We start from the raw sequence: 24592 nt of genomic DNA on the forward strand, positions 1-24592 counted from the left end.
CACGCCCTTCAGGATCTTGGCCACCGCCAGGGGCTCCACCGGCCCCTCGGCCTTCACCAGGATGCCGCGATCGGCGCCCATGGCGAGCGCGGTGCGGATCGTGTCCGCCGCCTGCGCCGGGCCGATCGAGACCGCCACGATCTCGGCCGCGCCGCCCTTCTCCTTCAGCCGAACCGCCTCTTCCACCGCGATCTCGTCGAACGGGTTCATCGACATCTTCACGTTGGCCAGCTCGACGCCCGACCCGTCCGACTTCACCCGGATCTTCACGTTGTAGTCGACCACACGCTTCACGCAGACCAGAATCTTCATGCCGTGTGTCCTTCCGTCAGCAGCGAACAGGCTTGAGCGATGCGATCGAGGGCTTGGCGCAGCTCCTCGTGCGACGTCGCATAGGAAATACGGAAATAGCCGGACAGGCCGAAAGCCGCGCCCGGCACCACCGCGACATCGACCGCGTCCAGCAGATAGGCGCAGAATTCGCGGTCCGTGCGCAGCGTGCGCCCGTCCGGCGCGCGGCGTCCGAGCAGGCCCTCGCAACTGGCGAACGTGTAGAACGCGCCTTCGGGCGTCCGGCAGGACAGGCCTGGAATGGCGTTCAGCGCATCGACAACGAGGTTGCGGCGCGCGGCGAAGCTCTCCCGGCGCGAGGCGAGAAAGTCCTGCGGCCCGTCCAGCGCCGCGATGGAGGCGGCCTGCGTCACGGAGGAGGGGCAGGAGGTCGACTGGCTCTGAACCACGGCCATGCCGGCGATCAACGCGGCCGGGCCGCCGGCATAGCCGAGGCGCCAGCCCGTCATCGCATAGGCCTTGGACACGCCGTTGACCGTCAGGCTGCGGTTCTTGAGCGACGGATCGAGAGCCACCGGCGTCACGAAGCGAAAGCCGTCGTAGACGATGTGCTCGTACATGTCGTCCACCATCAGCCAGACATGCGGGTGGCGGTGCAGCACCTCGATCAGCGGGCGATAATGCTCCTCGCCATAGGCGCTTCCGGTCGGGTTCGACGGCGAGTTGACGAGGAGCCAGCGCGTCTTCGGCGTGATCGCGGCCTCCAGCGCCTCGGGCGTCAGCCGGAAGCCCGTTTCGGCACCGCAGGGAACGGCGACGGGCACGCCGCCGGCGATGCGAACGATGTCGAAATAGCTGGTCCAGCAGGGCGTCGGGATGACGACCTCGTCGCCCTCGTTGAGGCTCGCCATCATGGCGTTGTAGAGGATCTGCTTGGCGCCCGCCGCCGCCGTCACCTCGTTCTGGGCGAAGTCTAGTTCGTTCTCGCGGCGGAACTTGTCGCGGATCGCCCGCTTCATTTCGGGCGATCCGTCGAGCGCGGTGTATTTGGTCTCGCCGCGCCGGATGGCGGCGATCGCCGCCTCCTTGATGTGATCGGGCGTGTCGAAATCGGGCTCGCCCGCGCCCAGAATGACGACCGGACGCCCCTCGCGCTTGCGGGCCGCCGCATGGGCGGTGATCTGAAGGATTTCCGAAACGCCGAGTTCCTCGATCCGCCGCGCCGGGCGGAAGCTTGACCCTGTCCCGTTCATGACGCGCCTCAGATCTCGAACACCACGCCCTGCGCCAGCGGCAGCGCGCGGGAGTAGTTGATCGTGTTCGTGGCGCGGCGCATGTAGGCCCTCCAGGCGTCGGAGCCGCTTTCGCGCCCGCCCCCGGTTTCCTTTTCGCCGCCGAACGCGCCGCCGATCTCGGCGCCCGAGGTGCCGATATTGACGTTCGAGATGCCGCAGTCCGACCCCGAGGCGGACAGGAACATCTCCGCTTCGCGAAGATCCAGCGTGAAGATCGAGGAGGACAGGCCCGCGCCGACCGCGTTGTGCTTCTCGATCATGTCGGCGAAATCACCGTAGCGCATGACGTAGAGGATCGGGGCGAAGGTCTCTTCCAGGACGGGGCCGGTCTGATCGGGCATCTCGACCAGCGCGGGCCTCACATAGAAGGCGCTGTCCGGCCCGGCCTCCGCCACCCGCTCGCCGCCATGGACGACGCCGCCCGCCGCGCGCGCCGCTGTCAGAGCCCCGTTCATGGCCTCGAAGGCCGCCCGATCCACCAGCGGGCCGACCAGGGCTTGGGTGGTCAGAGGGTTGCCGATGGAAACCGACCCGTAGACCTTTCGCAGGCGAGGCACGAACGTGTCGTAGACGCTCTCATGCACGAAGAGCCGGCGCATCGTGGTGCAGCGCTGGCCCGCCGTGCCCATGGCGCCGAAGGCGATGGCCCGCAGCGCCATATCGAGATCGGCGGACGGGCAGACGACGCCCGCATTGTTGCCGCCGAGCTCCAGGATGGAGCGGCCGAAACGGGCCGAGACCTTCGGGCCGACCTGCCGCCCCATGCGGGTTGAGCCGGTCGCGGAAACCAGGGCAACGCGGTGGTCCTCCACCAGCGCCTCGCCGAGATCGCGGCCGCCGATCAGCACCTGCGACAGGCCCTCGGGCGCATCGCCGAAGCGGGCGAGGGCGCGGTCGAGGATCGCCTGCGAGGCCAGCGCCGTCAGCGGCGTCTTCTCGGACGGTTTCCAGAGCACCGGATTGCCGCAGACCAGGGCGAGCGCGGCGTTCCAGGCCCAGACGGCCACGGGAAAGTTGAAGGCGGAGATGACGAGAACAGGCCCCAGCGGATGCCAGGTCTCCATCATGCGATGGCCGGGCCGCTCGGTCGCGATGGTCAGACCGTAGAGCTGGCGCGACAGGCCGACCGCGAAGTCGCAGATGTCGATCATTTCCTGCACTTCGCCAAGGCCCTCCGAGGGGCTCTTGCCGGCTTCGATCGATACGAGGCGGCCGAGATCCGCCTTCGCGGCGCGAAGCTCCTCGCCCAGAAGCCGCACGAGTTCGCCGCGGCGCGGCGCGGGAACGTCGCGCCAAAGCCGGAAGGCGCGAACCGCGCGGCCGACGGCATCCCCGGCCGCTGCGGCATTCTGCTCCGGCAGCGCGGCGATGGCCTCGCCCGTCACCGGCGAGAAGCTCGTCAGCGTTCCGCCCGTGTACAAGCTGGAGGAAACGCTCATGCGGCCCAGCAGGTCGGCCGTGTCCTTGGCGATGGTGTCGGTCAATCTCGTGTCCTCGTCAGTCGAAGCGGGCGGCGCCGATGCGCGTGTCGCCCGAAGTTTGAAGGATCGCCGCCGACCACGCCTTCAGCCGTGGGTCGGAATAGGCATCGAAATAGGCCTGGTTGCGCCGTCCAATGGCGTGTTCGGCGCTGAAGCTTCCACCGAATTCCTCGACCGCCACGGCGATGACGCGGTCGCGCAGCGCCTTCTCGGCCGCCTCGTCGCTCGCCCAGCGACTGCCGAAGGGAACGACGAGGTTGAAATGCAGGCCGCCGTCTCCGAAATGCCCGAAATCGCAGACGCGGATCTCGGGATGCAGCCGCGCCAGCTCGCGCTGCATGTGAAGGCGAAAGGGCATGGTCTGCCCCCGCCGAAAGCCGAGGTCGAAGGCGATCAGCTTTCCGGCGGCTTTCACCCCTTCGGAAAGGGCATGGCGCAGCGCCCAACCGCGCTCCGGCGGCCCGAAGCGGGCGTCGAGGAGCAGATCGGGCTCTTCCTCCATCAAGGCGGCAAGGCCGGACTGGAGCAGGTCTTCGAGCGGAACCTCCCCCTCCAGCGCCGGCATGGTCCGGGCGATCTCGACGAGCATGGCGTAGTCAGGGATCGGATCGGGAGAGAAGGGATTGCGCAGGGCCGGAACATGGGCGAGAGCGGCTTCCACCGCGCCCGACGACATGCCCTCGAACGCGCTCAGCATGGGACCGAAGCGGCGTTCCATCGCGCGCAGCACGGGCAGCACAGCCTCCGCGGCGGCGGGAACCAGCAGCGCCACCGCGGTCTCGCGCGGCAGGGCGGAAACGCGAAGCTCGGCTTCCGTCACGACGCCGAAGGCGCCGCTTGTGCCGATCAGAAGATGTTTCCAGTCCGGCCCGGTGTTGTTCTTGCGCACGCCCCCGCCCAGACGAACCACGCGTCCGTCCGGCAGGACGGCCGTCAGCCCCAGAACATTGGCCCGCACGTCGCCATGGCGCAGGAAGCGCGCGCCGCCGGTGTTGGTGGCGATCATGCCGCCGATCGACGGATCGGCTCCGAGATCGATGGGGAAAACCATGCCTTCGGGTTCGAGCCGGGCGTTGAGGTCGGACAGAAGCAGGCCCGCGCCGACGCGAACCGAGGCGTTGTCGATATCGAAGGCGAAACTCTTCAGCCGCTCCAGGCTGAGCACGAGATCCCGGCCCGCGCCATCCGGCGTCGACCCGCCCACGAGCCCGGTATTGGCGCCCTGGGGAATGATCCGAACGCCGCTCTCGGCGGCAAGCCGCAGGCAGGCGGCGACTTCCACCGTATCGGCGGGACGAAGCACGGCCAGGCACTGACCCTTGTCGTAGCGCGCGCCGTGTTCGTACCGCTCGCGATCCGCCGGGTTCTCGATCACGAATTCGGCGCCCAGCGCGCCTCGCAGCGCGTCGAGAAGAGCGCTCATGCGTGAGACGAGCCGGCCACGCAGGCGTCGAGGGACGCCTGTTCGATGGCGGCGTAATGGGCGAACTCGTCCAGAACCGGCGCGCCGAGATCGGCTTCGAAGCGCCGCTGGTTCGGGCTGGCCACGAAGCTCTGCACGCTTTCGTCGCCGAGATTCGACTGGAAGATGCCGGCTGCCGAAACGGGAAGGAAATCCTCGTAGACGATGGGCGAGCAGCGCAGCACGCCCTGGTCCAAAAGGGCTTCGAGATCGGGCGAGGGAAGGCCCGCTGCGCTTCCCCGCCATTCGAAATAGCCGAGCCCCTGCCGGCGGATCTCGCGCCAGTCGTCCGGGAAGGCCTCGAAGACCTCCGCCAGCACGCGCTCGTACTCCGCCGCGTTGGAGCCGTCCGCCGCCGGGGTGATCCGCGAGCGGACCTTCGTCAAAAGGCTGTCGTAGAGGGCTCGCCCCTTCGGGGTGAGGGCGATGCCGCGCGCCTCGATCTCGCCGAAGCGCGCCGTGTGCGAGCCTCTGGCCGCCTCGGCGCCCGGGAAGGTCACGGCTTCCTCCAGCGCCTTGAACGAGGTCTGGCGCAGGAGGATCGGGCACCGGCGCGTCGGCGGGCCTTCGATCACGGCCTTGGGCTGAATGCCTTTCTTCGGCATGTCGGCTTGCACCGCGTCGATATCCAGCGTGCGCGGCGTCAGATGGTTGATATGTGGACCCTTGAAGGACACCACGTCGGCGACCAGACGGTGGGCGTCGTGCAGTCGCCCGTAAAGATCGGCGCTGACCAGGGCCTCGGGATGCCAGCGGAAGGTTTCGAGCGCTTCCGCCACGAACCGGTCCGCATCCTCGTCCGACAGACCGCCCTCGGCCTCGGCCTTCTCGATCAAAGCCAAGCAGCCGGGCGTGAAGATCTCGCGCGTTGAGAGAACCGCTTCCGCCTCGGCTCGCAACGCCTCGTCGTCGATGAGTTCCAGGCGCAGGAGGGAGGTGAAGACGCGGAACGGATTGATGCGCAGCGCAGCTTCGCCCACGGGGCGGAACGCAGTGGAATGAACGGGCACGCCGGCCTCGGACAGATCGTAATAGCCGACGGGCACCATGCCCATCACCGCGAACAGTCGGCGGATCGTGGCCAGTTCGCGCGCCGTTCCCAAGCGGATGGCGCCGTGACGCTCGTCGCCGATGCGGCCGAGCTGTTCGGTTTCCGCCAAATCCTGCGCCAAGCGCGTGTCGCGTTTCAGGACCTCGCCGTTCACCTCGCCGACGAGTTCCATGAGGGAGCCGTAGGCCGGAACCTCCCGGCGATACATGGCCGACATGGCGTTGGAAAATCGAGCGCGAATGGCGTCGGGGGAGGCGAGGCGGCTTTCGGTCATGGCGTCGTCCGCAGAGCTTTACGTTAAGATGATCCTCATACAGCATAAGGCAGTGCGGCGATCCCGCTTTGTTGGACTGACTTGATGCGAGGCGGGAATGAAGTTGAGCCGTAGCCTGATGCCCGAACTCTCGGCGCTGCAAGTGTTCGACGCCGCGGCGCGGCATGGAAATTTCACCCGGGCGGCCGTCGAGCTCAATCTCACCCAGAGCGCCGTCAGCCGACAGATCCGCGACCTCGAAACGCAACTCGGCATCGTGCTGTTCGAACGCGTGCGCCAGCGCGTGGTCCTGTCGGGCGCGGGGCAGCGGCTGCGGGGGGAGGTCGCCGCCATCTTGCGCGGCGTGGAAGATCTGACGCTTCGCGCCGCCAGTTCGCGCGACGTGACGGGTCATCTGACCATCGCGACGCTGCCGACCTTCGGCAGCCGCTGGCTGACGCCCCGCCTGCCTCGCTTTCTAGAGCTCCATCCCGGGCTTCAAGCCACGATCCTGTCGCGTTCGGACTGCTTCGATCTGGTCGAGGCCGGCGCGGATCTCGCCATCCATTATGGAAAACCGACCTGGCCCGGTGCGACCTGCTCTTATCTCTGTGCCGAAACGGTGGTGTCCGTCGCCGCCCCATTCTGCATAGCGGAGGGTCCTTCGCTTCGGGACGACATCCCGCTGCTGCACCTGACATCGCGCCCCGCGCTCTGGTCGCAATGGCTTTCGCTCAACGGCGGGGACGTGGCGCGCGGATTTCGCGGGCATCGGTTCGACCAGTTCTCGTTTCTGATCGAAGCCGCCTTGGCGGGAATGGGCGCGGCGCTTCTGCCGACCTATCTGATCGAGCGCGAGATGCAGGTCGGGCAACTCGTCGCGATCGAGGGCAGGCCGCTCGCCACCGAGATGGCCTACTACATCGCCATACCCGACGGCCAGATTTCCGCTCCCATAGCGCAATCCTTCGCGAGTTGGATCGCCACGCAGATCGGAGGGTCCGGCTCGGATCGGCTCCCTGAAAAGGACGGTCTGCTGCTTGGATAAGTGCCTGCGCCCGAAGCGGCGACGGATGGCGATCGGGATTTTTTTGCCCGCCGGCGTCTTCGCATGGTCGCCCGGGCGAAGAGCCTGTCGAGTGGTCGCTCGACAGGCCCGTCCTCAGTTTCGGAAAGCAACCGGAGCGCTAAAGACGCTTGCCGGTCGCCTTGTCGAAGAAGTGCGTGTTGGCCGACGCCAGCGACAGCATCACGCGGCTGCCGGGTTGGAAATCGACGCGTTGGCGAAGGACCCAGGTCATCGGCGTGCCGGCGACGTCCAGTTCGACATGGGTCTCCGATCCCGTCGGTTCCACCACCGTGACCAACGCCGGCACGCCATCCCCCTCGGTGCCGAACGCGATATCCTCGGGACGGATACCGACGACGATGTCGCGATCTGCCGCCTGCGCCGGAGCGGACAGAAGGGGGACCACGGTTCCCGCCTTGGTTTCCAGCACCGGCGCCTCGCCCGCCCGCAGGCGCCCCTCCAGAAAATTCATCGCGGGCGAGCCGAGAAAGCCGGCGACGAAGATGTTGTCGGGTCGGTCGTAGAGTTCCAGGGGCGTTCCGATCTGCTCGATCCGGCCGCCCTGCAGCACGACGATCTTGTCGGCCATGGTCATCGCCTCGATCTGGTCGTGCGTGACATAGACGATCGTGGTCTTCAGCCGCTGGTGGAGCGCCTTGATCTCGGCGCGCATCTTCACACGCAGCTTGGCGTCGAGATTGGAGAGGGGCTCGTCGAACAGGAAGACCTTGGGATCGCGCACGATGGCGCGGCCCATGGCGACGCGCTGGCGCTGGCCGCCGGAGAGTTGCGAGGGGCGGCGGTCCAGAAGCGGCGTCAGGCCGAGAATGTCGGCCGCCCGGCCGACCTTCTGCGTGATCTCGGCCCGCTTCGCACCCGCCATCTCCAGGGCGAACCCCATGTTCTGCGCGACTGTCATCTGCGGGTAGAGTGCATAGTTCTGGAACACCATGGCGATGTTGCGATCCTTCGGCTGCATGCCGTTGACCACGCCGCCGTCGATCAGGATCTCGCCGCCCGAAATGTCCTCCAGACCGGCGATCATGCGCAGAAGGGTCGATTTCCCGCAGCCCGACGGGCCGACGAGGATGACGAACTCGCCATCCTTGATGTCGATGTCGACGCCGTGGATGATGTCGACGCTGCCGTAGGATTTTTTGAGGTTGCGCACATTCAGGGTGGCCATGAGTTGATCCTTCGCCCGGCGTCGGTCAGCGGCTACGGCGCACGCGCAGCGCAAGATAGGGCTGGCCTGGAAGTTCTACGCCGAAGGCCGCGTCCGCCTTGCCGCCCCGCACGATCGAGCCATGCCGTGTGGGGTGAGGAATGGGCGCCTCGACCTTTCGCGCGGGCGTCACGGTCATGTTCCAGGTGTCGATGATGTCGACCTCGTAATCGTCGCCCTCCGTGGGCAAGCCCGTGGACCAGACGATGGGCTGGTGCTCGCCAAGATAGATGTAGCGCGTCCGCCCGTCGCTGGCGCCCGACACGCGCGTCCAGGGAAACGCCCCGAACTTGCCCAGCGGATCGAGGCCGGTGACGCCGTCCTTTTCCAGAAGGTCGCGCAGGAAGCCGATGCGCTTCCAGGCCTCGCCGCGCAGCTCCCCGCCCTTGGCCCACCAGATCAGGTCGTCGGGATGGGAATAGGTCTCGCCGTGCCCGGCATAGCCGCCCCGCGTCACCGTCAGCCAGAAGCGATGGACCAACTCCTGAGCGCTCAGATTGCCCCAGCTCTGAACGATGTCGCCCTCGTATTCCGGCTCGTCGTTAACCACCGGCTTTCCATAGGCGTCGCGCCATTCCTGCGTTCGTTTGACGTCGGGATTCTGGATGCAGACATGGGTGACCCACGGCTTGCGATGATCGAAGTTCATCGTGGCTTCGCCGTTATGGATGGACCGCAGATGTTGGTAGGGGTCGTTCTCTTCCAGAATGTGGAAGTAGCGGTCCCACTGTTCCATCGGCTTGGTGTCCAGCAGGAAGTCGTATTCGTTGGCCAGCGCCCACCAGACGTTGCGGTAGGCCGAGAGACGCGCGGCGAGATAGGCGACGTAGCGATAGTCCTGCTCGGCGCTCATGTCGCTATATCCCCAGCGGTCGTAGGGATGGAACAGGATGATGTCGGCCTCGATGCCGAGATCGCTCAAAGCGGCGACCTGGCGCTCGAAATGGCGGAAATGCGCGGGGTTGAAGCGGTCGAAATCCTGGCTGCCATCGGCGCCGGTCTCGAAGCAGCGATGCAGCGGTTCGTTGGTGTTGTAGGGGTAGTCCTTCGGGAAAACGCCCATGCGGATCTTGTTGAATCGCGCCTGCTTCAGGGTTTCCAGCGTCTGCGCCTGCATCTCGAGCGGCTGGTGCGTCCACGCATAGCAGGTGGTTCCGAACGACAGGAACGGCGTTCCGTCGGCATGGGCGAAGTGGAACTTGTCGCGCACGCGAACCGGGCCGTGGTTGGCCGCCCCGGCGGGGCCGACCTGAAAGGCGCCTGACTGGCCGTCGAGCTCCGCGCAGTTCGACCGGGTCCGGTAGGTCCACTCGCCCTCGGTGTCGGGCATGAACCGGATGCGATAGACGCCGTCCCCGTCGTAGAAACCGGGAACGCGGATTTCCCGGCTCTTCTGGATGAAGAGCGCGTCCAGCTCGACGTCGCGATAGGGATTGCCGCTGGAAGGTCCTTCGAGCGAGGTTTCGAACACGCCCCATTTCTCGACGGATGCACTGATCATGGAATTCCCTTGCATGAAAGGCGATGGAGGTTCGGTCAGCCCTTGACCGCGCCGGAGGTGAGGCCGGACACGAAGTACCTTTGGAAGATGAGGTAGACGAGCGTCGCGGGCAGCACGGTCATCACGATGGCCGCGTTCAACTGGCCGTAATTGCTGGAGAACTGGCCCTGGAAGGACATGAGCCCCAATGGCAGCGTCCACATTCCCTGATCCTGCAGCAGCACCAGAGCCATCGCGAACTCGTTCCAGGTCGAGACGAAGTCGAGAATGAGAAGAGCGGCCAGAACGGGAAGGCAGACCGGCAGGAAGATGCGCCGGAAGATCGTGAAATGCCCCGCGCCGTCGATCAGCGCCGCTTCCGAGAGTTCCTTGGGAATGCCCCGGAAGAAGCTGTGCAGGATGAAGACCTGATAGGGAACGCCGAAGGCGATATAGGGGAGGATCACGCCGGCATAGGTGTCGATGAGGCCGAGCGAGTTCACGAGCGTGAAGAGCGGAGCCAGCATGACCTGGAACGGGATCATGGTTCCGAACACGATGAGCAGCAGGAGCAGCTTGCCCCAGCGCATCTGGATCTTGGCCAGCGCATAGGCGGCCATGGCGGAGAGCATCAGGCCGATCGGCACCTTCACGAGGGTGATGATGACGCTGTTGAAGAAGGAGCTTGCGAAGTTCCCCCGGCTCCAGGCGTCGGAATAGTTCTCGAAGGCGAGTTCGCTGGGCGGCACGAAGGCGCCCGTCGCCGTGACGGCGGCCTGCGTCTTCAGCGACGTGAAGACGATGAACACGAAGGGCGCGATCCAGATCACGGCGACCAGCAGGAGCGCGACGAACAATCCGAGAAGGACGGGGTCCCTCAGCGCGCTGGGCCGGGCGATGACGTCCACACTTTTCGAGGTCAGCGAAGGAGGGGCCAAGCTCATTGGTCGCGCTCCTCGTGCTTCTGCGTCCAGCGCAGATAGGGAACGACGATAGCCAAGGTGATGAGAAGAAGAACCACTGAGATCGCGGCGCCCCTACCGAAATCGAAGATCTGCATGGCCTGCGTGAAGGCCCAGAGCGCGAGCATCTGCGTCGATTGGGCCGGACCTCCTCCGGTGAGACCGTAGACGATGTCGAAGGCCTTGAGGGACGAGATCGTGGACAGGACCAGCACGATGGTGATCGTGGGGCGCAGGGCCGGCAGCGTAACGTGCCGGAAGATCGACCAGCGCCCGGCGCCGTCGATGCGCGCCGCCTCGATGAGCGTGCCCGAGACACCCTGGAGCCCGGCCAGGAACAGGACCATCGAGAAGCCGACCGACTGCCAGAAATAGGCGACGAAGATCGAGTAGAGCGCGATGTCGCGGTCGCCCAGCCAATCCATGATCCATGCCTGGAGGCCCAGCGAGGTCAGGAGGCCGTTGAACAGGCCGTAGAACGGGTCGTAAATCCACTTCCACATCGTCGCGACGGCGATCGGCGCGATGATGACGGGGAGATAGAAGATCGCCCGGAAGGAGTTGCGGCCGAAGATCCTCCGGTTCAACCCGAGGGCCAGAAGAAGGCCCGTCATCGGCGGGAAGACGATCGACAGGACAGTCCACAGGACCGTGTTGTGGAAGGCCCTCCAGAAAACGGGATCGCGGGTGAAGATCGCCCGGTAGTTGGCGAGGCCGACGAAGCGACGTTCGGGGTCCAGCCCGTTCCAACGGTGGAAGCTCAGGCCGATCACGTCGATCATCGGGTAGAGCGCGAAGGTGGCATAGATCAGGAAAGCCGGCGCCAGCAGGACGAAGGCCTGCACGCGCGGATCGCTCAATCGGGATCGCAGGGTCATCATGGGTTCTCTTGGGCCGAGCGTCGCCGTTCCGGCGGCCTTGTCCGGTGAGGCTCGAGCGTCCGCCTGTGCGGACGCTCGGATCGAGGAAAGCGGGCGCTTAGCTCAGCCGCGACTCTCGATGAAGTCCTGAAGATCGGCTGCGGCCTGCGCCGGCTCCATGTTGCCGCCGGCGACCTCGTTGATGAGACGGAAATACTCCGTCGTCACGTCGAGCGGGAACGCCTGATCGCCGTTCATGTAGATCTTGTCGTACTGCTTGAAGAAGCCGAGCCACTCGGCCTCCATCGGCCGCTGGTCGTCATAGCGCACGTTCTTGTTCACCGAGATGGCGCTGATCTGGCCCCGATGCTTCTGCTGCGTGTCCGTGGAGATGAAGTAGTCGAGGAACTTGGCGGCAAGGTCGGGATTGGCGCTCTTGCTGCTGACGTAATTGTATTCGGCGAAGCCGTAAAGGCGGTTGGTGTCCGTCGGGAACGGGAAGACGCCGTAGTCGTCTAGATTGGCCGTGCCGGCAAGCTGCGCCACGAGCCAGTCGCCTTCCAGCATCATGGCCGCGCGACCGGCGACGAACAGACTGAACGACTGCTTGTTGTCGATGCCCATGAAGGGCTGCAACGTGTAATCCTTCGTCCATTTGGCGAACTCGGTGAACGCCTGCGTGGCGCAGGGTTCCGTCGTCCAGCTCGTCTTCATCGCCTTGAGGGCGTCGTGCTTTTCCGCCCCGCATTTCGTTTCGAGAATGACGTCCAGCAGTCGCATGACATGCCAGTTGACCGAACCGCCGAAGGTGAAGGCCGGGGTTCCCGCAGCCTTCAGTTTTTCCGCCGCGGCCAGAAGTTCGTCATAGGTCTTGGGCTCGGCCGTGATGCCGGCATCCTGGAAGAGCTTCTTGTTGTAGTAGACCGCCTCGCCCTTGAAGGTGAACGGCACGCCGTGCTTGCCGCCGGGATAAAGGTCGGCGAACGCCGCCGCCGAGGGCAGAAGCTCGTCGTTCCACTTGTACTGGGTGTAATAGGCGTCGAGCGGGCGCGACAGGCCGGCCTTCACATACTCGCCGCCGAGCCCCAGACCCGCCCAGCTGAAGAAGATGTCGGGGCCGCGATTCGAGCCGGCTGCCACGCGCAGAGCCGTCTTGTGCTCGTCGACCGCGCGTTGGACGATCTCGATCTTGGTGCCCGGGTTCTTGGCTTCGAACTCCGTGGCGATGTCGCGCAGAGCCTGGTTCGCCGACGCCGCATCGTAATTGAGCGTCCAGAACGTCAAGGTCTGTGCCTGCGCGCTGGCCCAACCGGTGCCGCCCAGAAGAGCGGCCGCGCAGAGTCCGACGGCGCCGATCGCATCCCGATATGTTCGCATGATCACCCTCCCAGGCTATAAGTTGAGGAAAGGAAATCGTCTGGAGCCAAGCCTGTCAACTGGTATAATGAGATACCCGGCCAAAGGCTGGTGATCGCGTTTCCCGTGCATGCACGTCGGTTCGACTTGTCGTCAGGGTTTACGACACGATCCTCTACCGCCAGCGCCACAAGGTCGAAAACCTGTTCCCCAAGCTCAAGGACGTCAGGCGCATTGCAACTCGCTCCGACCGATGCGCGTACACTTTCTCTTCAACCAACTGGACCGCCGCTATCATCATCGTTTGGCTCTGATCGATGATTCCTGGGTCTAGCCCACGCTAGGCAAGCGCCTCACGCCCGTTCCAGCGCGATGGCGATGCCTTGGCCGACGCCGATGCACATTGTCGCGAGCGCGTGGCGCTTGCCCGTCAGCGCAAGTTCCAGCGCCGCCGTGCCGGCGATGCGGGCGCCCGACATGCCGAGCGGATGGCCGAGCGCGATGGCGCCGCCGTTCGGGTTCACGCGGGCGTCGTCGTCCCTGATGCCGAGGTCGCGCAGCGTTGCGAGGCCCTGGCTCGCGAAGGCTTCGTTCAGCTCGATCACGTCGAAGTCGGTCTGGGCGAGTCCCAGACGGGCCATCAGCTTCTTCGAGGCCGGGGCGGGGCCGAAGCCCATGATGCGTGGGGCGACGCCCGCCGTGGCGCCGCCGAGAATGCGCGCGATCGGCGTCAGGCCGTGGCGACGCGCAGCATCCTCGCTCGCCACGATCAGCGCCGCCGCGCCGTCGTTGACGCCTGAGGCGTTGCCCGCCGTCACCGTGCCACCCTTGCGAAAGGGCGTCGGCAGCTTGGCAAGGGTCTCGATCGTCGTCGCGCGCGGATGCTCGTCCGCATCCACGATCTTCGGATCACCCTTTCGCTGCGGGATCGTCACCGGGACGATCTCCTTCGCCAGCCGCCCGTTGCCCTGCGCCGCCGCAGCCTTGTTCTGCGAGCGCACGGCGAAGGCGTCCTGGTCCTCGCGCGAGATGCCAAAATCCTCGGCGACGTTCTCGCCCGTCTCGGGCATGGAATCGACGCCGTACTGCGCCTGCATCAACGGGTTGACGAAGCGCCAGCCGATCGTCGTGTCGTGGATTTCGGCGTGACGCGAGAAGGCTGTTTCGGCCTTCGGCATGACGAAAGGCGCGCGGCTCATGGACTCGACGCCGCCCGCGATCACCAGCTCGGCCTCGCCCGCCTTGATGGCGCGGGCCGCCGTGATCACCGCATCCATGCCGGACCCGCAGAGGCGGTTCATCGTCGTTCCCGGCACGGTCTCGGGCAGGCCGGCGAGCAGGAGCGACATGCGCGCGACGTTGCGGTTGTCCTCGCCCGCCTGATTGGCGCAGCCGAAGATCACCTCGTCCACCGCGCCGAAGTCGACTGACGGATGGCGCTCCATCAGGGCCTTCAACGGGACGGCTCCGAGATCGTCGGCCCGCACGGAGGACAAGGCGCCGCCGAAACGGCCGATGGGCGTGCGCAGGTAGGCGCAGATGAAGGCTTCGCTCATCTTCAAAGCTCCGGAACGAGGAGGTCGGCGACGGGACCGGGCACCAGGAGTTCGGCGCCTGTCTGGGCTTGCAGGTCTTCGACCGAGAGGGACGGCAGCTTCTCGCGCAGGATGAAATGCCCGCCCTCGATGTCGATCACCGCGAGGCTGGTGTAGACGCGGGTGACGCAGCCGACACCCGTCAGCGGCAGCGAGCAGCGCTTCACCAGCTTGGGCTTCCCGTCCTTGGTGACGTGGTCGGTGATGACGGCGACGCGCTTGGCGCCGTGGACCAGGTCCATGGCGCCGCCGACGGCCGGAACGCCCTTGGGGCCGGTGGACCAGTTGGCGAGATCGCCGGTCTCGGCCACTTCGTAGGCGCCGAGGATCGCGACATCGAGATGCCCGCCGCGCACCATGGCGAACGAGTCCGCGTGGTGGAAGAAGGCCGTGCCGGGCTTGAGCGTCACCGCCTTCTTGCCGGCGTTGATGAGGTCCCAGTCTTCCTCACCCACCGCCGGCGCCTCGCCGAAGCCGAGGATGCCGTTCTCGGTGTGGAAGATCGCCTCGCGGCCGGGCGGCTGGAAACGCGCTACCATCTCGGGAAAGCCGATGCCGAGATTGACATAGGCGCCGTCGGTGATGTCCTGCGCGGCGCGCCAGGCGATCTGGGTGGAGGAGAGTTTCGAACTCATGCGGCCCTCGGAGGATAGTGGGCGTTGGAGCGGTTGAGGTCTTCCTCCTGCGCGGGATCGGCGACCGCGACGACGCCTTGCACGAAGATGCCAGGGGTCACGACCGCTTCAGGATCGATGGCGCCGGGCTCGACGATCTCCGACACCTGCACGATGGTCGTGGCGGCGGCCATGGCCATCAACGGATTGAAGTTGCGTGCCGCTTTGTTGAAGGTGAGGTTGCCGAGCCGGTCGCCGCGATGCGCCTTGATCAGCGCCACATCGGCCTTCAGCCAGCGCTCGCGCACATAGGGCCTGCCGTCGAACTCCTCGACGGGCTTCCCCTTGGCCAGATCCGTGCCGTAGCTCGTCGGCGTATAGAAGGCGGGAATGCCCGCCCCGCCGGCCCGGATACGCTCGGCAAGCGTGCCCTGCGGCACCAACTCCAGCTCGATCTCGCCGGCGAGATAGCGCTCGGTGAAGACGCGCGGGTCGGCCGACCGCGGGAAGGAGCAGATCAGCTTGGCGACCATGCCCTGCTCGATCAGCGCCGCGAGGCCGACATGGCCGTTGCCCGCGTTGTTGTTGACGACGGTGAGGTTCTTCGGCGAGCCGGTGGCGACGAAGCGGTCGATCAGCGCGTGGATCAGCTCGATCGGCGCGCCCGAGCCGCCGAAACCGCCGATCATCACTGTCATGCCGTCCTCGACGACCGCAACGGCGGTCGCGAGGTCCAAAACTGTCTTGTCCATGATCGCGTCTTTCTAGTGGGCCGGGGAGCCGCTCGTCTCGGTGAGGGGCACGAGCACGAAGTCGAAGGGCGAGCGCCACATCGTGTCTCCCGCCTCGACACGCTCGAACGGCGCGATCAGCGACCGCTTCACGCCGAACACCGTGTCGGAGTCGAGATACTCGTCTTCGCCGACGAACGTGTGGGTGACGACCTTCTGGAAGCCCGGCGCCGTCACGAGGTAGTGCATGTGCGCGGGGCGGTAGGGATGGCGGCCGAGGTGCCCGAGCATCTGGCCGACCGGCCCGTCGTCCGGGATCGGATAGGAGACCGGCTTGATACCGACGAAGCTGTACCGCCCGTCGGCCCCGGTCACGAAGATGCCCCGGTTGTTCCACTTCGGCTGGATGTCGGGCTGCTGAACGTCGTAGTAGCCTTCAGCATTGTCGGACCAGACGTCGACGCGCGCGCCCTCGACGGGCTTGCCGTCGAGGTCCACCACCCGGCCCTCGAAGAGGCAGTTCTCCCCCTTACCGTCGAGCGAGATATTGGCGCCCATCTCGCGCTCGGGCGCGTCGGCGACGTGGAAGGGACCGAAGACCGTGTTCTCCGTCGCCCCCTCGGGCCGGCGGTTGTTGATGGCGTCGACCAGCATGGAGAAGCCGAGCGTGTCGCTGAGGAGGATGAACTCCTGCCGCTCGTTCGAGCACATCTTCCCGGTCTTCGTCAGGAAGTCGATGCCGACCTCCCACTCGCCTTGCGTCAGTTGCGTCTCCTTCGCGAAGGCGTGGAGGTGCTTGACGAGGGATGCCATGATCTCGGCGAGCCGTGGGTTCGCATCCGGCGTCATGCGGGCGTTCACCGCCTCTACGGAGGCTTCTTCGGTGAAGTAGGGGGTCATCTCGTGGTCTCCCTTTCGGCGTCGGGCCCTGTCGTCGGCAAGCACTGGAGGCGACGGCGGGTTGCCGCGTCCGGCATTCACGATTGGTCGAGGCCGAACGTGAAAATCCTCGTGTTCAAGGCTGCGGCTCCGCGCCCTCCCAGGCGCGTTGCAGAAGGGCGCGCAGCGGCGACGCCTCGATCGGGCGCGGGTTCCAGTATGGGTTGGACAATGCGATCTCGCAGGCCCGGTCGAGATCGGCCTCCTTCAGGCCGAGGTCGCGCAGCGCCGTCGGCATCCCGAGGGCAGATGCCATGCGGTGCAGGCCGGCGGGCGCGTCGGAGGCGCCGATCGCCCGTCCGATCCTGTCCATGGCCTCGGGCGTCGCCGGGCTGTTGTAGGCCAGGGCATGCGGCAGCACGATCGTGTGCGTCTCGGCGTGCGGCAGGTTGAAGCTGCCGCCGAGCGTGTGGCAGAGCTTGTGGTGCAGGGACATGCCGACATGACCGAGCACCGTCCCGCAGAGCCATGCGCCGTAGAGGCAGAGCGACCGCGCCTCCCTGTCGTCGGGCGCCTCGGCGATCCCGGGCATGCCTTGCGCGAGCGCGCGTATGCCTTCCTCGGCCATCAGGGACATCACCGGGTTCCCGTCCTGGGCGTAGAGCCCCTCGGCGGCGTGGGCGATGGCGTTCATGCCGCTGACAAGCGACATGCCGAGCGGCAGGGACATCGTCAGGTCGGGGTCGTAGATCACGGAGCGCGGCAGGACGCGCGCGTCCTTGCCCGTCCGCTTGAGGCCGCCTTCCGTGATGCCGTAGATCGGCGTCATCTCGGAGCCAGCATAGGTGGTCGGGATCGCGACGATCGGGATCGGCGCCTCGAGGGCGATCGCCTTGCCGAGGCCGATCGTGGAGCCGCCGCCCACGGCGACCGCACAGTCCGCTCCCAATTCGGCGGCGATCTCGCGCGCTCGGCGCGCGCTTTCGATCGGAACATGCATTTCGGCCCCATCATGGATTCCCGCGAGGCGGGAGCCGAGCAGGTCTGCGACCATCTCGGCCTGCGCACGCTGAGGCGGCGTGCAGAGGACGAGCGCCCGATTCGACCCGACGGCCTCGACCTCGTCGCGGACGGAGGCGACCTTTCCCGATCCGAAAAGGACCCGGGAGGGATGCGCCGTGTAGAGAAAGTCCTTCATGGCATCAGTCCTGTAACGGTGTCAGGCAGCGCTTCCGGCGACGGCGTAATCGACCTGGTAGCGTGCGATCCGCATCTGGCCGAGCTCGCCCTTCACCCGCAGGTGAGCGGGATGGGTCGCGTAGGCGTCGAGCGCCTCCTGGCTTTCGAACTCGGTGTAGAGGACGACGTCGCAGGCGTAGTCGACGCAGCTATGGTCGAGGCCGACTTCGAGGTGGAGAAGGCCGGGCACCTCGTCGCGCAGCTCCTCGAAGCGGGTTCGCAGGAAGTTCGCCGCCTCGGAGCGGGCTTCCCGGGTTTCGCCGGCCATGTTCCACATCACGATATGCTTGATCATTGATCGACTCCGGCTGCGGGTAGGACGTTTCGGCTCGCACGACGATCTCCGTCCCGGATCGGGTCAGAGCTGGACCTCGGCACCGTTCTGCGAGGACGACTGGAAGAGCGCCTCGAGGATGCGGTTGATGTTGTGGGCCTGGCTCGCCGGAACGTTCGACGGCGCGCCCGTCCGCAGGGAATTTGCGAAGGCGGCAGCCTCGCGGTCGAAATAGACGGGGTTCCCGATCTCGGCGATCTCGGGCGAGTAGACCGTCTTTCGGACGGCCCAGATCTCGGGGAAGCTGGTCTCGTGCCACTCAGTCCAGCCCTCGGGGAGCCCGGCCTTGCCCGTGCTGTAGAGCTTGTAGGACGCCGGGAGTGGACGGGAGTGCATCACGCCCTCCGTGCCGTAGGCCGTGATGTCCCAGCTCTCCGTCCACGGCAGCGGGTCCCACGACATGAAGTCGACCGTGATGATCTTGTCCGGGTAGTTCAGGATCGCCCCGACCGCGTCCTCGCGGGCGTTCGGCGTCATCACCCCTTCGAACTTGGTGATGCGGGCATTCACCGACGTCGGTATGCCGAAGTGCAGGAGCAGGCGGTCCATGGTGTGGCAGCCGATGACGTAGAAGGCGCCGCCGATGTCGCCGGGCTGGCGCATGTGGTCGGTGTCCGCCTCGTGGTGCGAGCAGCCCGCGTGGGCCCGCACCTGAAGCACCTTGCCGAGCTGGCCCGCCTTCAGGACCTCCTGCATCCGGTCGACGGAGGGCGCGTAGCGCCAGCAGTAGCCGACCTGGAAGAGCTGGCCGGTATTCTCGACGGCTTGCACCAGACGCACGGTGTCGACCGATCCCCGGCCCGCGGGCTTCTCGCAGAGGACGGCCTTGCCGGCCTCCATCGCCTCGATGGCCCAGTCGGCCATGAGGTAGCTCTTTGGATGGATCAGGACAGCGTGGACGTTCGGGTCGGCGAGGATCTCCTCCTTGGTGCGCTTGGCGATGCCCATCGCATCCACGAAAGGGTCGAGGAGCGGGCTGTTGTCGAAGGCGCCGAGTACCTTCGCGTTCGGCATGCGCTGGAACGCCTTCACGCGGCCGGAGGTGTGGGGGTGCGTGATGCCGAGGCAGGCGATCCCGAGCGGGACATCGTTTCCGATGGCGTAGGTCATGACGGTCTTCCTCCCATTCTGCTTGTCGTTCAGACGGCGACGGCGCGACCCGTGCGGACGGACTCCACTGCGCACTCCGCCAACCGCAGGGCCAGGACCCCGTCGCGCACGGTGGTCGGCATCGGCTTGTCGCCGGCGACCGCGTCGATGAACGCATTCATCTCGGCCCGGTAGGCCTGCGCGTAGCGCTCGAGGAAGAAGTTCAGGAGCGGCTCCTGCGCGTCGGTCATCTCGGCCGTGGTGAGGCGCATCGTCGTCGGACGAAGGTTGTCGTGCGTCAGCAGGCCGGTGGAGCCCAGCACCTCGACGCGCTGGTCGTAGCCATAGACCGCCTCGCGGCAGTTGTTGATGACCGCCTGCTTGCCGCTCGCGGTCTGCAAGGTCACCATGACGGTGTCGTAGTCGTCATATTGTTCGAGAAGGTCGGGATCGACCAGCCGCGAACCGACGGCCGTCACCAGCACCGGTTCCTCGCCGAGCAGCCAGCGGGCCATGTCGAGGTCGTGGATCGTCATGTCGCGGAAGATGCCGCCCGAGGACTTCACGTAGGCGGCCGGCGGCATCCCCGGGTCGCGGCTGGAGATGACGACCTGGCGGACCTCCCCGATGCGCCCGGCGTCGATCGACCGGCGGATCTCGGCGAAGGTCGTGTCGAAGCGACGGTTGAAGGCGAGCATGACCTTGCCGCCCAGACGCTCGACATTGGCGGCGGCTTTCTCGCTTTCGGCGATGTCGAGATCGATCGGCTTCTCGCAGAGAACCGCCTTTCCGAGCTCCACGGCCTTCGTCAGATATTCGACATGGGTATCGGTGGGCGTGCCGATGACCACGGCGTCGACGTCGGGGCGCGTGATCGCCGCCAGGACGTCGGTCATCGCCTCGGCGCCATGCGCCTGAGCCACGGGCTGAACCGTCGTCGGATAGGGATCGGCGACCGCGACCAGCGTCGCCTTCGGGTTCGCCGCCACGCTCGCCGCGTGGATCTTGCCGATGCGCCCTGCGCCGAGAACTGCAATTCTAACCATTTTCGAAATTCCTCGATGTTCGGCAACGGAGCCGGCGGGCTCCAAACGAGTGGGTCAGACGACCGGCAGGTTCACGGACTGGAACTGCCGCATCGTCGTGTCGAAGGCACGCTGCGCGGCCATCTCCAGCGGAAGATAGCGGTGATAGGCCGAGATCACCTCGACGCCCCAGTAGCCGCGATAGCCGACGTCGAGCATCGCCTGGATCTGCGACGCGATGTCGATCGAGCCCTCGCCGCAAAGGCGCCGGTAGTGGGTGGAGTCGTTGAACAAGCCCCCGAGGACCTCCGGTCCGGCATCGTCGAGTTCCACCGCTTTCAAGAGTTCGGGCGGCATCTTGCGGATATCGTCCGCCGTCATCCCGCCGCGCTGAATGTGCCAGGTGTCGACCAAAAGGCCGCCATTCGCGGCGCCGAGCCCGTCGAAGAGCGCGACACCACGCTCGATCGAGTTGATGCTGGCGAAGGGCAGAAACTCGATGACGATGTCGATGTTGAGGGGCGCCGCCCGCTCGCAGAGCTTGGTGAGCGCGGTGCGCATGGCGGGCACGTCCGGCTCGCCCTCCTCGAACACGCCGCCGCCGATCTTGATCTTCTCGACACCCAACTCGGCGCTGATCTCCAGCTTCCGCTCGAACATGGCGTCGGACGCCAAGCGCCTCGCGTCGGCAAGGTGCCAGTCCACCAGGAATTCGAGTTCGACATGGCGGATGCCGTTGTCGGAGAAGATGCGCTTGACGGTCGGAAGGCCGTACTGCTCGATCGCGGCGTTCATGTCGTCGAGGACGAAGCCCATGCCGCGCCAGCCGATCCGCCCGCAGACCTCTGCCCGCTCCTGAAGGGAGAAGGGGCTGACCTCGGTCGGGGAGCCCGGCCACACCGGCCCGGCGACCGTCCAGTAGCTTGCGCAGAGTTCGATGTCTTCGATCTTCATGTCAGTGGCCCTTGTCGTGTCGCTTGTCCCGCGTCCCGGACTTGGTGATGCCCGGGACGCGGTCGGTATCAGAAGCTCTGGTGTCCGGTCGCCCGTTCGATCAGCTTGTCGATCGAGACGGCGAGCACGAGCAGGAGCCCGGTCACGATCAGGCGAACCTCGTTCTCAACGCCCATCAGGTTGAGCCCGTTGCTGACGGTGCCGATCACGAGGGCGCCGAGCAGTGCCGCGTGGATCGATCCCCGGCCGCCGAAGAGGCTCACGCCGCCGATGACGGCTGCCGCGATGGACTCCAGCAGGAGGGTGCCGCCGCCGACGCCGCCGCCGGAGAACACGCCGACGCCGAGGGTGCGGGAGGCCGCGATGACGCCCGCAAGAGCCGCGATCCCGCCCGCGATGGCGAAGGCGGCCATCTTGATGCGGGAGACCTTGATGCCCGCCCGCCGGGCGGCCTCTTCGTTGTTGCCGACGGCATAGAGATACAGCCCGAACTGGGTGCTGTTGAGGATGTAGCCGCCAATGCCGAGGAGAACCGCGAAGATCAGGACGATCAACGGAATGCCCTGATGGGCGGTCAGGATCGCCACGACCACCGCTCCGAACACAGCGGCGGCAGCGATGGGAACGACGACGGACGGGAGGAACGAGACCTCGAGGCCGTTCCTCTTCCGGCGCGCGACGTCCGACAGAACCAGGGCCGCGTAGACAAGAATGCCGACCGCGAGGGCGAGCCAGGCCCAGACGCCGCTGATGTTCGTGAGGGCGATCTTCTCGATGCCCGTCTGCTGCAAGCCGTAGCGTGCGGTCTGGGGGAGCAGGATCAGTTGCAGGCCGTTCAGGGCGAGGCCGAGGCCGAGCGTCACGACGAAGGACGGGACGCCGACGAAGGTGACCCAGCGCGCCGAGCAACTGCCGATGGCGGCGCCGACCAGGATGGCGAGCGGGATGGCGATCCACGGGGACACGCCGAACTCGACCACGAACTTGGCCATGAGCACGGAGGTCACACCGTTGATCGCGGCGATCGAGAGGTCGATCTCCTTCACCAGAAGCACGAACATCAGGCCCAGTGCCATGATGCCGACGACCGTGCTCTGGAGCAGCAGGTTCGAGAGGTTGCGCGACGTCAGGAACACGTCGCTCTGGGATGCGAAGAAGATGCCGAGCGCGATCAGGCCGATGACGATCGGCAGGGCGCGCAGGTCGTTGGCAAGCAGTTCGCCGAAGCTCCGACGCGGACGCTTCGCGGGCGCATCAACGGTCATGGTGGTGGCCATGGGGGTTACCTCGAAATGGGGGAAGCCGCGGTCAACCCGCGAGATTGACGCCTTCGTTGCCGCCGACCATCGCGTTGACGACCTGCTCGCCCGTGACGTCCTTGGATTTGAAGCTGGCGGCGTTGGCGCCGAGGCGCATGACCTCAATGCGGTCTGTCGCGTTCACCACGAAATGGTGGATGTCGTGGCTGACGATGACGATGCCGAGCCCCTGGTCGGCCAGCGTGCGGATGAGCGTCGCCACGCCTTCCGCCGCCGAGTGGCTGAGGGCTGCCGTCGGCTCGTCGAGGATGACGACCTTGGGCGTTTCGAGGATCGACCGGGCGATGGCGATGTTCTGGCGCTGGCCACCCGACATCGCGCCGACCGGCCGCGTCAGGGACAGGTTGCCGAGGCGCATGCGGGTGAGGAGTTCACGGGCTCTGACTTCGCACTCCGCACGGCGAATCCGTCCGCCACCCCACCAGGACCCGGTCACCTCGCGGCCGAGATAAAGGTTCTGGACGGCGTCGAGATTGCTGCACAGAGACAGGTCCTGGTAGACCGTCTGGATGCCGAGCGCGGTCGCGTCGGTCGGCTTCTTCACCGTGACCGGCTTGCCCTCGAACAGGTAATCGCCCGAGTCAGCCGCGTGGACTCCCGCCATCACCTTGACCAGGGTGGACTTGCCGGCGCCGTTGTCCCCCACGAGGGCGACGATCTCCCCGGGATAAACCTCCACGGACGCGCCGCGCAGCGCGTGTAGCGAGCCGAAGTGCTTCTGGATGTTGCGCAGCGAGACCAAAGGCGTCCCGCGACTGTGGGCTGCGGCTGGCCGTTCGGCGATGAGTGCAGACATGGTCGATCCTCCCGAGATCAAGGAAGGGCGGACGGCGGGGCCGTCCGCCCCGTTGGTTACATGTTCGCCTTGCAGACCTCGGTGGACTCGATGCCCTGGCAGATTTCCTTCCAGGTCCAGACGCCCTTCGTGACGACTTCGCCGAGGTTGTCCTTCGTGATGTTCTCGACGGGCAGGAGGATGGCCGGCACGTCCATGAACTGGTTGTTGACCTTGCCGTTGACGAGTTCCTGCGGAACGCCCTTGCCGTCGAGGATCGACGTCACGACCTTGGCCGCTTCGGTCGCCTCCACCTTGAGGTCCTTGAGAACCGAATTGTCCTGCCAGCCTTGCGCGACGTAGCGCAGAGCCTCGACGGTCGCGTCCTGGCCGCCCGTGACGAGTTTGTCGCCGGGCTTGTAGCCCTGGCTGAGCAGGGCCGCGACCGAGCCGCCCGTGGTGCCGTCGTTCATGCCGAGGAAGACGTCGACGTCGCCGCCGTTCTTGGTCAGGCAGTCCTCGGCGAAGGACTGGGCCAGCGTCGGGTCCCAGTTCTGCGTGTATTGCTCGCAGACGACCTTGACCTTCCCGGAGTCGATCAGAGGCTTCAGGAACTCGTCCTGGCCCTTCTCGTACTGCCCGGTGCCATACTCACCCTGGTTGCCCTTGACGCGTGCGACCTTGACGGGGGTCTTGTCCATCTTCCCGATCAGCTCGGCGGCGCGCTTGCCCTGCGCCTGGCCGACCGCCAGCGAATCGAACACAACATGCGCCTCGGCCTTCCCGCCGACGGCGTCGTGGTCGTAGAGGACCAAAGGCACACCGGCGGATTGCGCGGCGGCCATGCCGCCAGCAACGAGGTTGGCGTCGGCCGAGGTCAGGAGGATGAGCTTCGCGCCCTGCGTGATGGCATCCTCGATCTGCTTCTGCTGCTGCTGCGGGTCGCCCTGCGCGTTCTGCACGGTGACCTCAGCGTTCGGACGCATCTCCTTCATCGCCTCCACGAAGAAAGGCGCGTCCCGGCTTTCGAAGCGGATGGTCGTGGTGTTCGGCAGAAGGAAGAAGACCTTCTCCGCCGTCTGCGCGTGAGCGGCGCCCGCAAGGGACGCGGCGGAAACCAGGAATGCGGCGAGTAGGCCCTTCATGACATCATCCTCCCAGTCAAATGTCGGTGATCAGCAGTTCGTGGGCCACGAGACGTGGCGACCCGGATTGCCTAACATTCACCCCAGCTGAGACAAAGAAGCCAGATT

At 66.2% G+C, this 24592-nt stretch carries 23 protein-coding genes; 1 reads left to right on the forward strand and 22 read right to left on the reverse strand.

Annotated elements, in window-relative coordinates:
* The 5 genes from AUL32_RS17910 to hglS form a co-directional block, all read right to left on the reverse strand.
* On the reverse strand, nt 1–312 hold a 312-nt coding region (locus AUL32_RS17910; RefSeq protein WP_441294110.1), incomplete at its 3' end, for an electron transfer flavoprotein subunit beta/FixA family protein.
* Complete coding sequence (locus tag AUL32_RS17915) at nt 309–1544, reverse strand: pyridoxal phosphate-dependent aminotransferase (RefSeq protein ID WP_062117960.1); 1236 nt, start codon at nt 1542–1544, stop codon at nt 309–311. The genes AUL32_RS17915 and AUL32_RS17910, both read right to left, overlap by 4 nt.
* An 8-nt stretch (nt 1545–1552) precedes the next feature.
* Nucleotides 1553–3025: an L-piperidine-6-carboxylate dehydrogenase gene (gene amaB, locus AUL32_RS17920; protein WP_062118359.1), complete on the reverse strand. Its 1473-nt coding sequence runs from the start codon at nt 3023–3025 to the stop codon at nt 1553–1555.
* Between the two features lie 58 nt (nt 3026–3083).
* On the reverse strand, nt 3084–4490 hold the full coding sequence (locus AUL32_RS17925) for an FAD-binding oxidoreductase (RefSeq protein ID WP_062117962.1): 1407 nt from the start codon (nt 4488–4490) through the stop codon (nt 3084–3086).
* The gene (gene hglS / locus AUL32_RS17930) at nt 4487–5854 is read right to left on the reverse strand and encodes a 2-oxoadipate dioxygenase/decarboxylase HglS (protein WP_062117965.1); all 1368 of its coding nucleotides are present in this window, start codon (nt 5852–5854) and stop codon (nt 4487–4489) included. Before hglS ends, AUL32_RS17925 begins: the two co-directional genes overlap by 4 nt.
* A gap of 97 nt (nt 5855–5951) precedes the next feature.
* Here hglS and AUL32_RS17935 point away from each other — a divergent pair, with 97 nt between their 5' ends.
* A complete protein-coding gene (locus AUL32_RS17935) occupies nt 5952–6881 on the forward strand; it encodes a LysR family transcriptional regulator (protein ID WP_062117968.1) in 930 nt (309 codons plus the stop codon).
* A 139-nt stretch (nt 6882–7020) separates the two neighbouring features.
* Here the strand turns inward: AUL32_RS17935 and AUL32_RS17940 are convergent, their stop codons facing one another.
* The 17 genes from AUL32_RS17940 to AUL32_RS18020 all read right to left on the reverse strand — a co-directional run bounded on the left by AUL32_RS17940 (nt 7021) and on the right by AUL32_RS18020 (nt 24484).
* A complete protein-coding gene (locus AUL32_RS17940) occupies nt 7021–8088 on the reverse strand; it encodes an ABC transporter ATP-binding protein (protein ID WP_062117971.1) in 1068 nt (355 codons plus the stop codon).
* 25 nt (nt 8089–8113) lie between these two features.
* Nucleotides 8114–9628 (reverse strand): DUF5060 domain-containing protein, encoded by a 1515-nt coding sequence (locus tag AUL32_RS17945; RefSeq protein WP_062117973.1) that lies wholly within the window; start codon nt 9626–9628, stop codon nt 8114–8116.
* 35 nt (nt 9629–9663) lie between these two features.
* Entirely contained in the window at nt 9664–10551 is an 888-nt protein-coding gene (locus AUL32_RS17950) for a carbohydrate ABC transporter permease (protein WP_061978470.1), read from the reverse strand.
* Nucleotides 10548–11447: a carbohydrate ABC transporter permease gene (locus AUL32_RS17955; RefSeq protein ID WP_062118362.1), complete on the reverse strand. Its 900-nt coding sequence runs from the start codon at nt 11445–11447 to the stop codon at nt 10548–10550. The genes AUL32_RS17950 and AUL32_RS17955 overlap by 4 nt, the downstream gene beginning before the upstream one ends.
* Nucleotides 11448–11552: 105 nt before the next feature.
* Nucleotides 11553–12806 carry an ABC transporter substrate-binding protein gene (locus AUL32_RS17960; RefSeq protein ID WP_062117976.1) on the reverse strand — a complete coding sequence of 418 codons (1254 nt, stop codon included), beginning with the start codon at nt 12804–12806 and terminating at the stop codon, nt 11553–11555.
* A 332-nt stretch (nt 12807–13138) separates the two neighbouring features.
* The gene (pcaF, locus tag AUL32_RS17965; protein WP_062117979.1) at nt 13139–14341 is read right to left on the reverse strand and encodes a 3-oxoadipyl-CoA thiolase; all 1203 of its coding nucleotides are present in this window, start codon (nt 14339–14341) and stop codon (nt 13139–13141) included.
* A 2-nt stretch (nt 14342–14343) separates the two neighbouring features.
* Nucleotides 14344–15015, reverse strand: coding sequence for a 3-oxoacid CoA-transferase subunit B (locus tag AUL32_RS17970; protein WP_062117982.1), 672 nt, complete (start codon nt 15013–15015; stop codon nt 14344–14346).
* Nucleotides 15012–15746 (reverse strand): 3-oxoacid CoA-transferase subunit A, encoded by a 735-nt coding sequence (locus AUL32_RS17975; RefSeq protein ID WP_062117985.1) that lies wholly within the window; start codon nt 15744–15746, stop codon nt 15012–15014. Before AUL32_RS17975 ends, AUL32_RS17970 begins: the two co-directional genes overlap by 4 nt.
* A gap of 12 nt (nt 15747–15758) precedes the next feature.
* Nucleotides 15759–16625 carry an intradiol ring-cleavage dioxygenase gene (locus tag AUL32_RS17980; RefSeq protein ID WP_062117988.1) on the reverse strand — a complete coding sequence of 289 codons (867 nt, stop codon included), beginning with the start codon at nt 16623–16625 and terminating at the stop codon, nt 15759–15761.
* 115 nt (nt 16626–16740) lie between these two features.
* Nucleotides 16741–17802: a maleylacetate reductase gene (locus AUL32_RS17985; RefSeq protein WP_062117991.1), complete on the reverse strand. Its 1062-nt coding sequence runs from the start codon at nt 17800–17802 to the stop codon at nt 16741–16743.
* A gap of 21 nt (nt 17803–17823) precedes the next feature.
* Complete coding sequence (locus tag AUL32_RS17990; RefSeq protein WP_062117994.1) at nt 17824–18138, reverse strand: Dabb family protein; 315 nt, start codon at nt 18136–18138, stop codon at nt 17824–17826.
* 63 nt (nt 18139–18201) lie between these two features.
* A complete protein-coding gene (locus AUL32_RS17995) occupies nt 18202–19287 on the reverse strand; it encodes a Gfo/Idh/MocA family protein (RefSeq protein ID WP_062117997.1) in 1086 nt (361 codons plus the stop codon).
* 29 nt (nt 19288–19316) lie between these two features.
* Complete coding sequence (gene iolG, locus AUL32_RS18000) at nt 19317–20312, reverse strand: inositol 2-dehydrogenase (protein WP_062118000.1); 996 nt, start codon at nt 20310–20312, stop codon at nt 19317–19319.
* 54 nt (nt 20313–20366) lie between these two features.
* Nucleotides 20367–21245, reverse strand: a complete 879-nt coding sequence (locus AUL32_RS18005; RefSeq protein ID WP_062118004.1) for a sugar phosphate isomerase/epimerase family protein — start codon at nt 21243–21245, stop codon at nt 20367–20369.
* Between the two features lie 68 nt (nt 21246–21313).
* Entirely contained in the window at nt 21314–22522 is a 1209-nt protein-coding gene (locus tag AUL32_RS18010; protein ID WP_062118006.1) for a sugar ABC transporter permease, read from the reverse strand.
* Nucleotides 22523–22553: 31 nt separating this feature from the next.
* The gene (locus AUL32_RS18015) at nt 22554–23360 is read right to left on the reverse strand and encodes an ATP-binding cassette domain-containing protein (RefSeq protein ID WP_062118008.1); all 807 of its coding nucleotides are present in this window, start codon (nt 23358–23360) and stop codon (nt 22554–22556) included.
* 56 nt (nt 23361–23416) lie between these two features.
* Nucleotides 23417–24484: an ABC transporter substrate-binding protein gene (locus tag AUL32_RS18020; RefSeq protein ID WP_062118010.1), complete on the reverse strand. Its 1068-nt coding sequence runs from the start codon at nt 24482–24484 to the stop codon at nt 23417–23419.
* Nucleotides 24485–24592 lie beyond the last annotated feature (108 nt).

Source organism: Aureimonas sp. AU40, from assembly GCF_001463785.1.
In the GTDB taxonomy this organism is placed as follows: Bacteria; Pseudomonadota; Alphaproteobacteria; order Rhizobiales; family Rhizobiaceae; genus Aureimonas.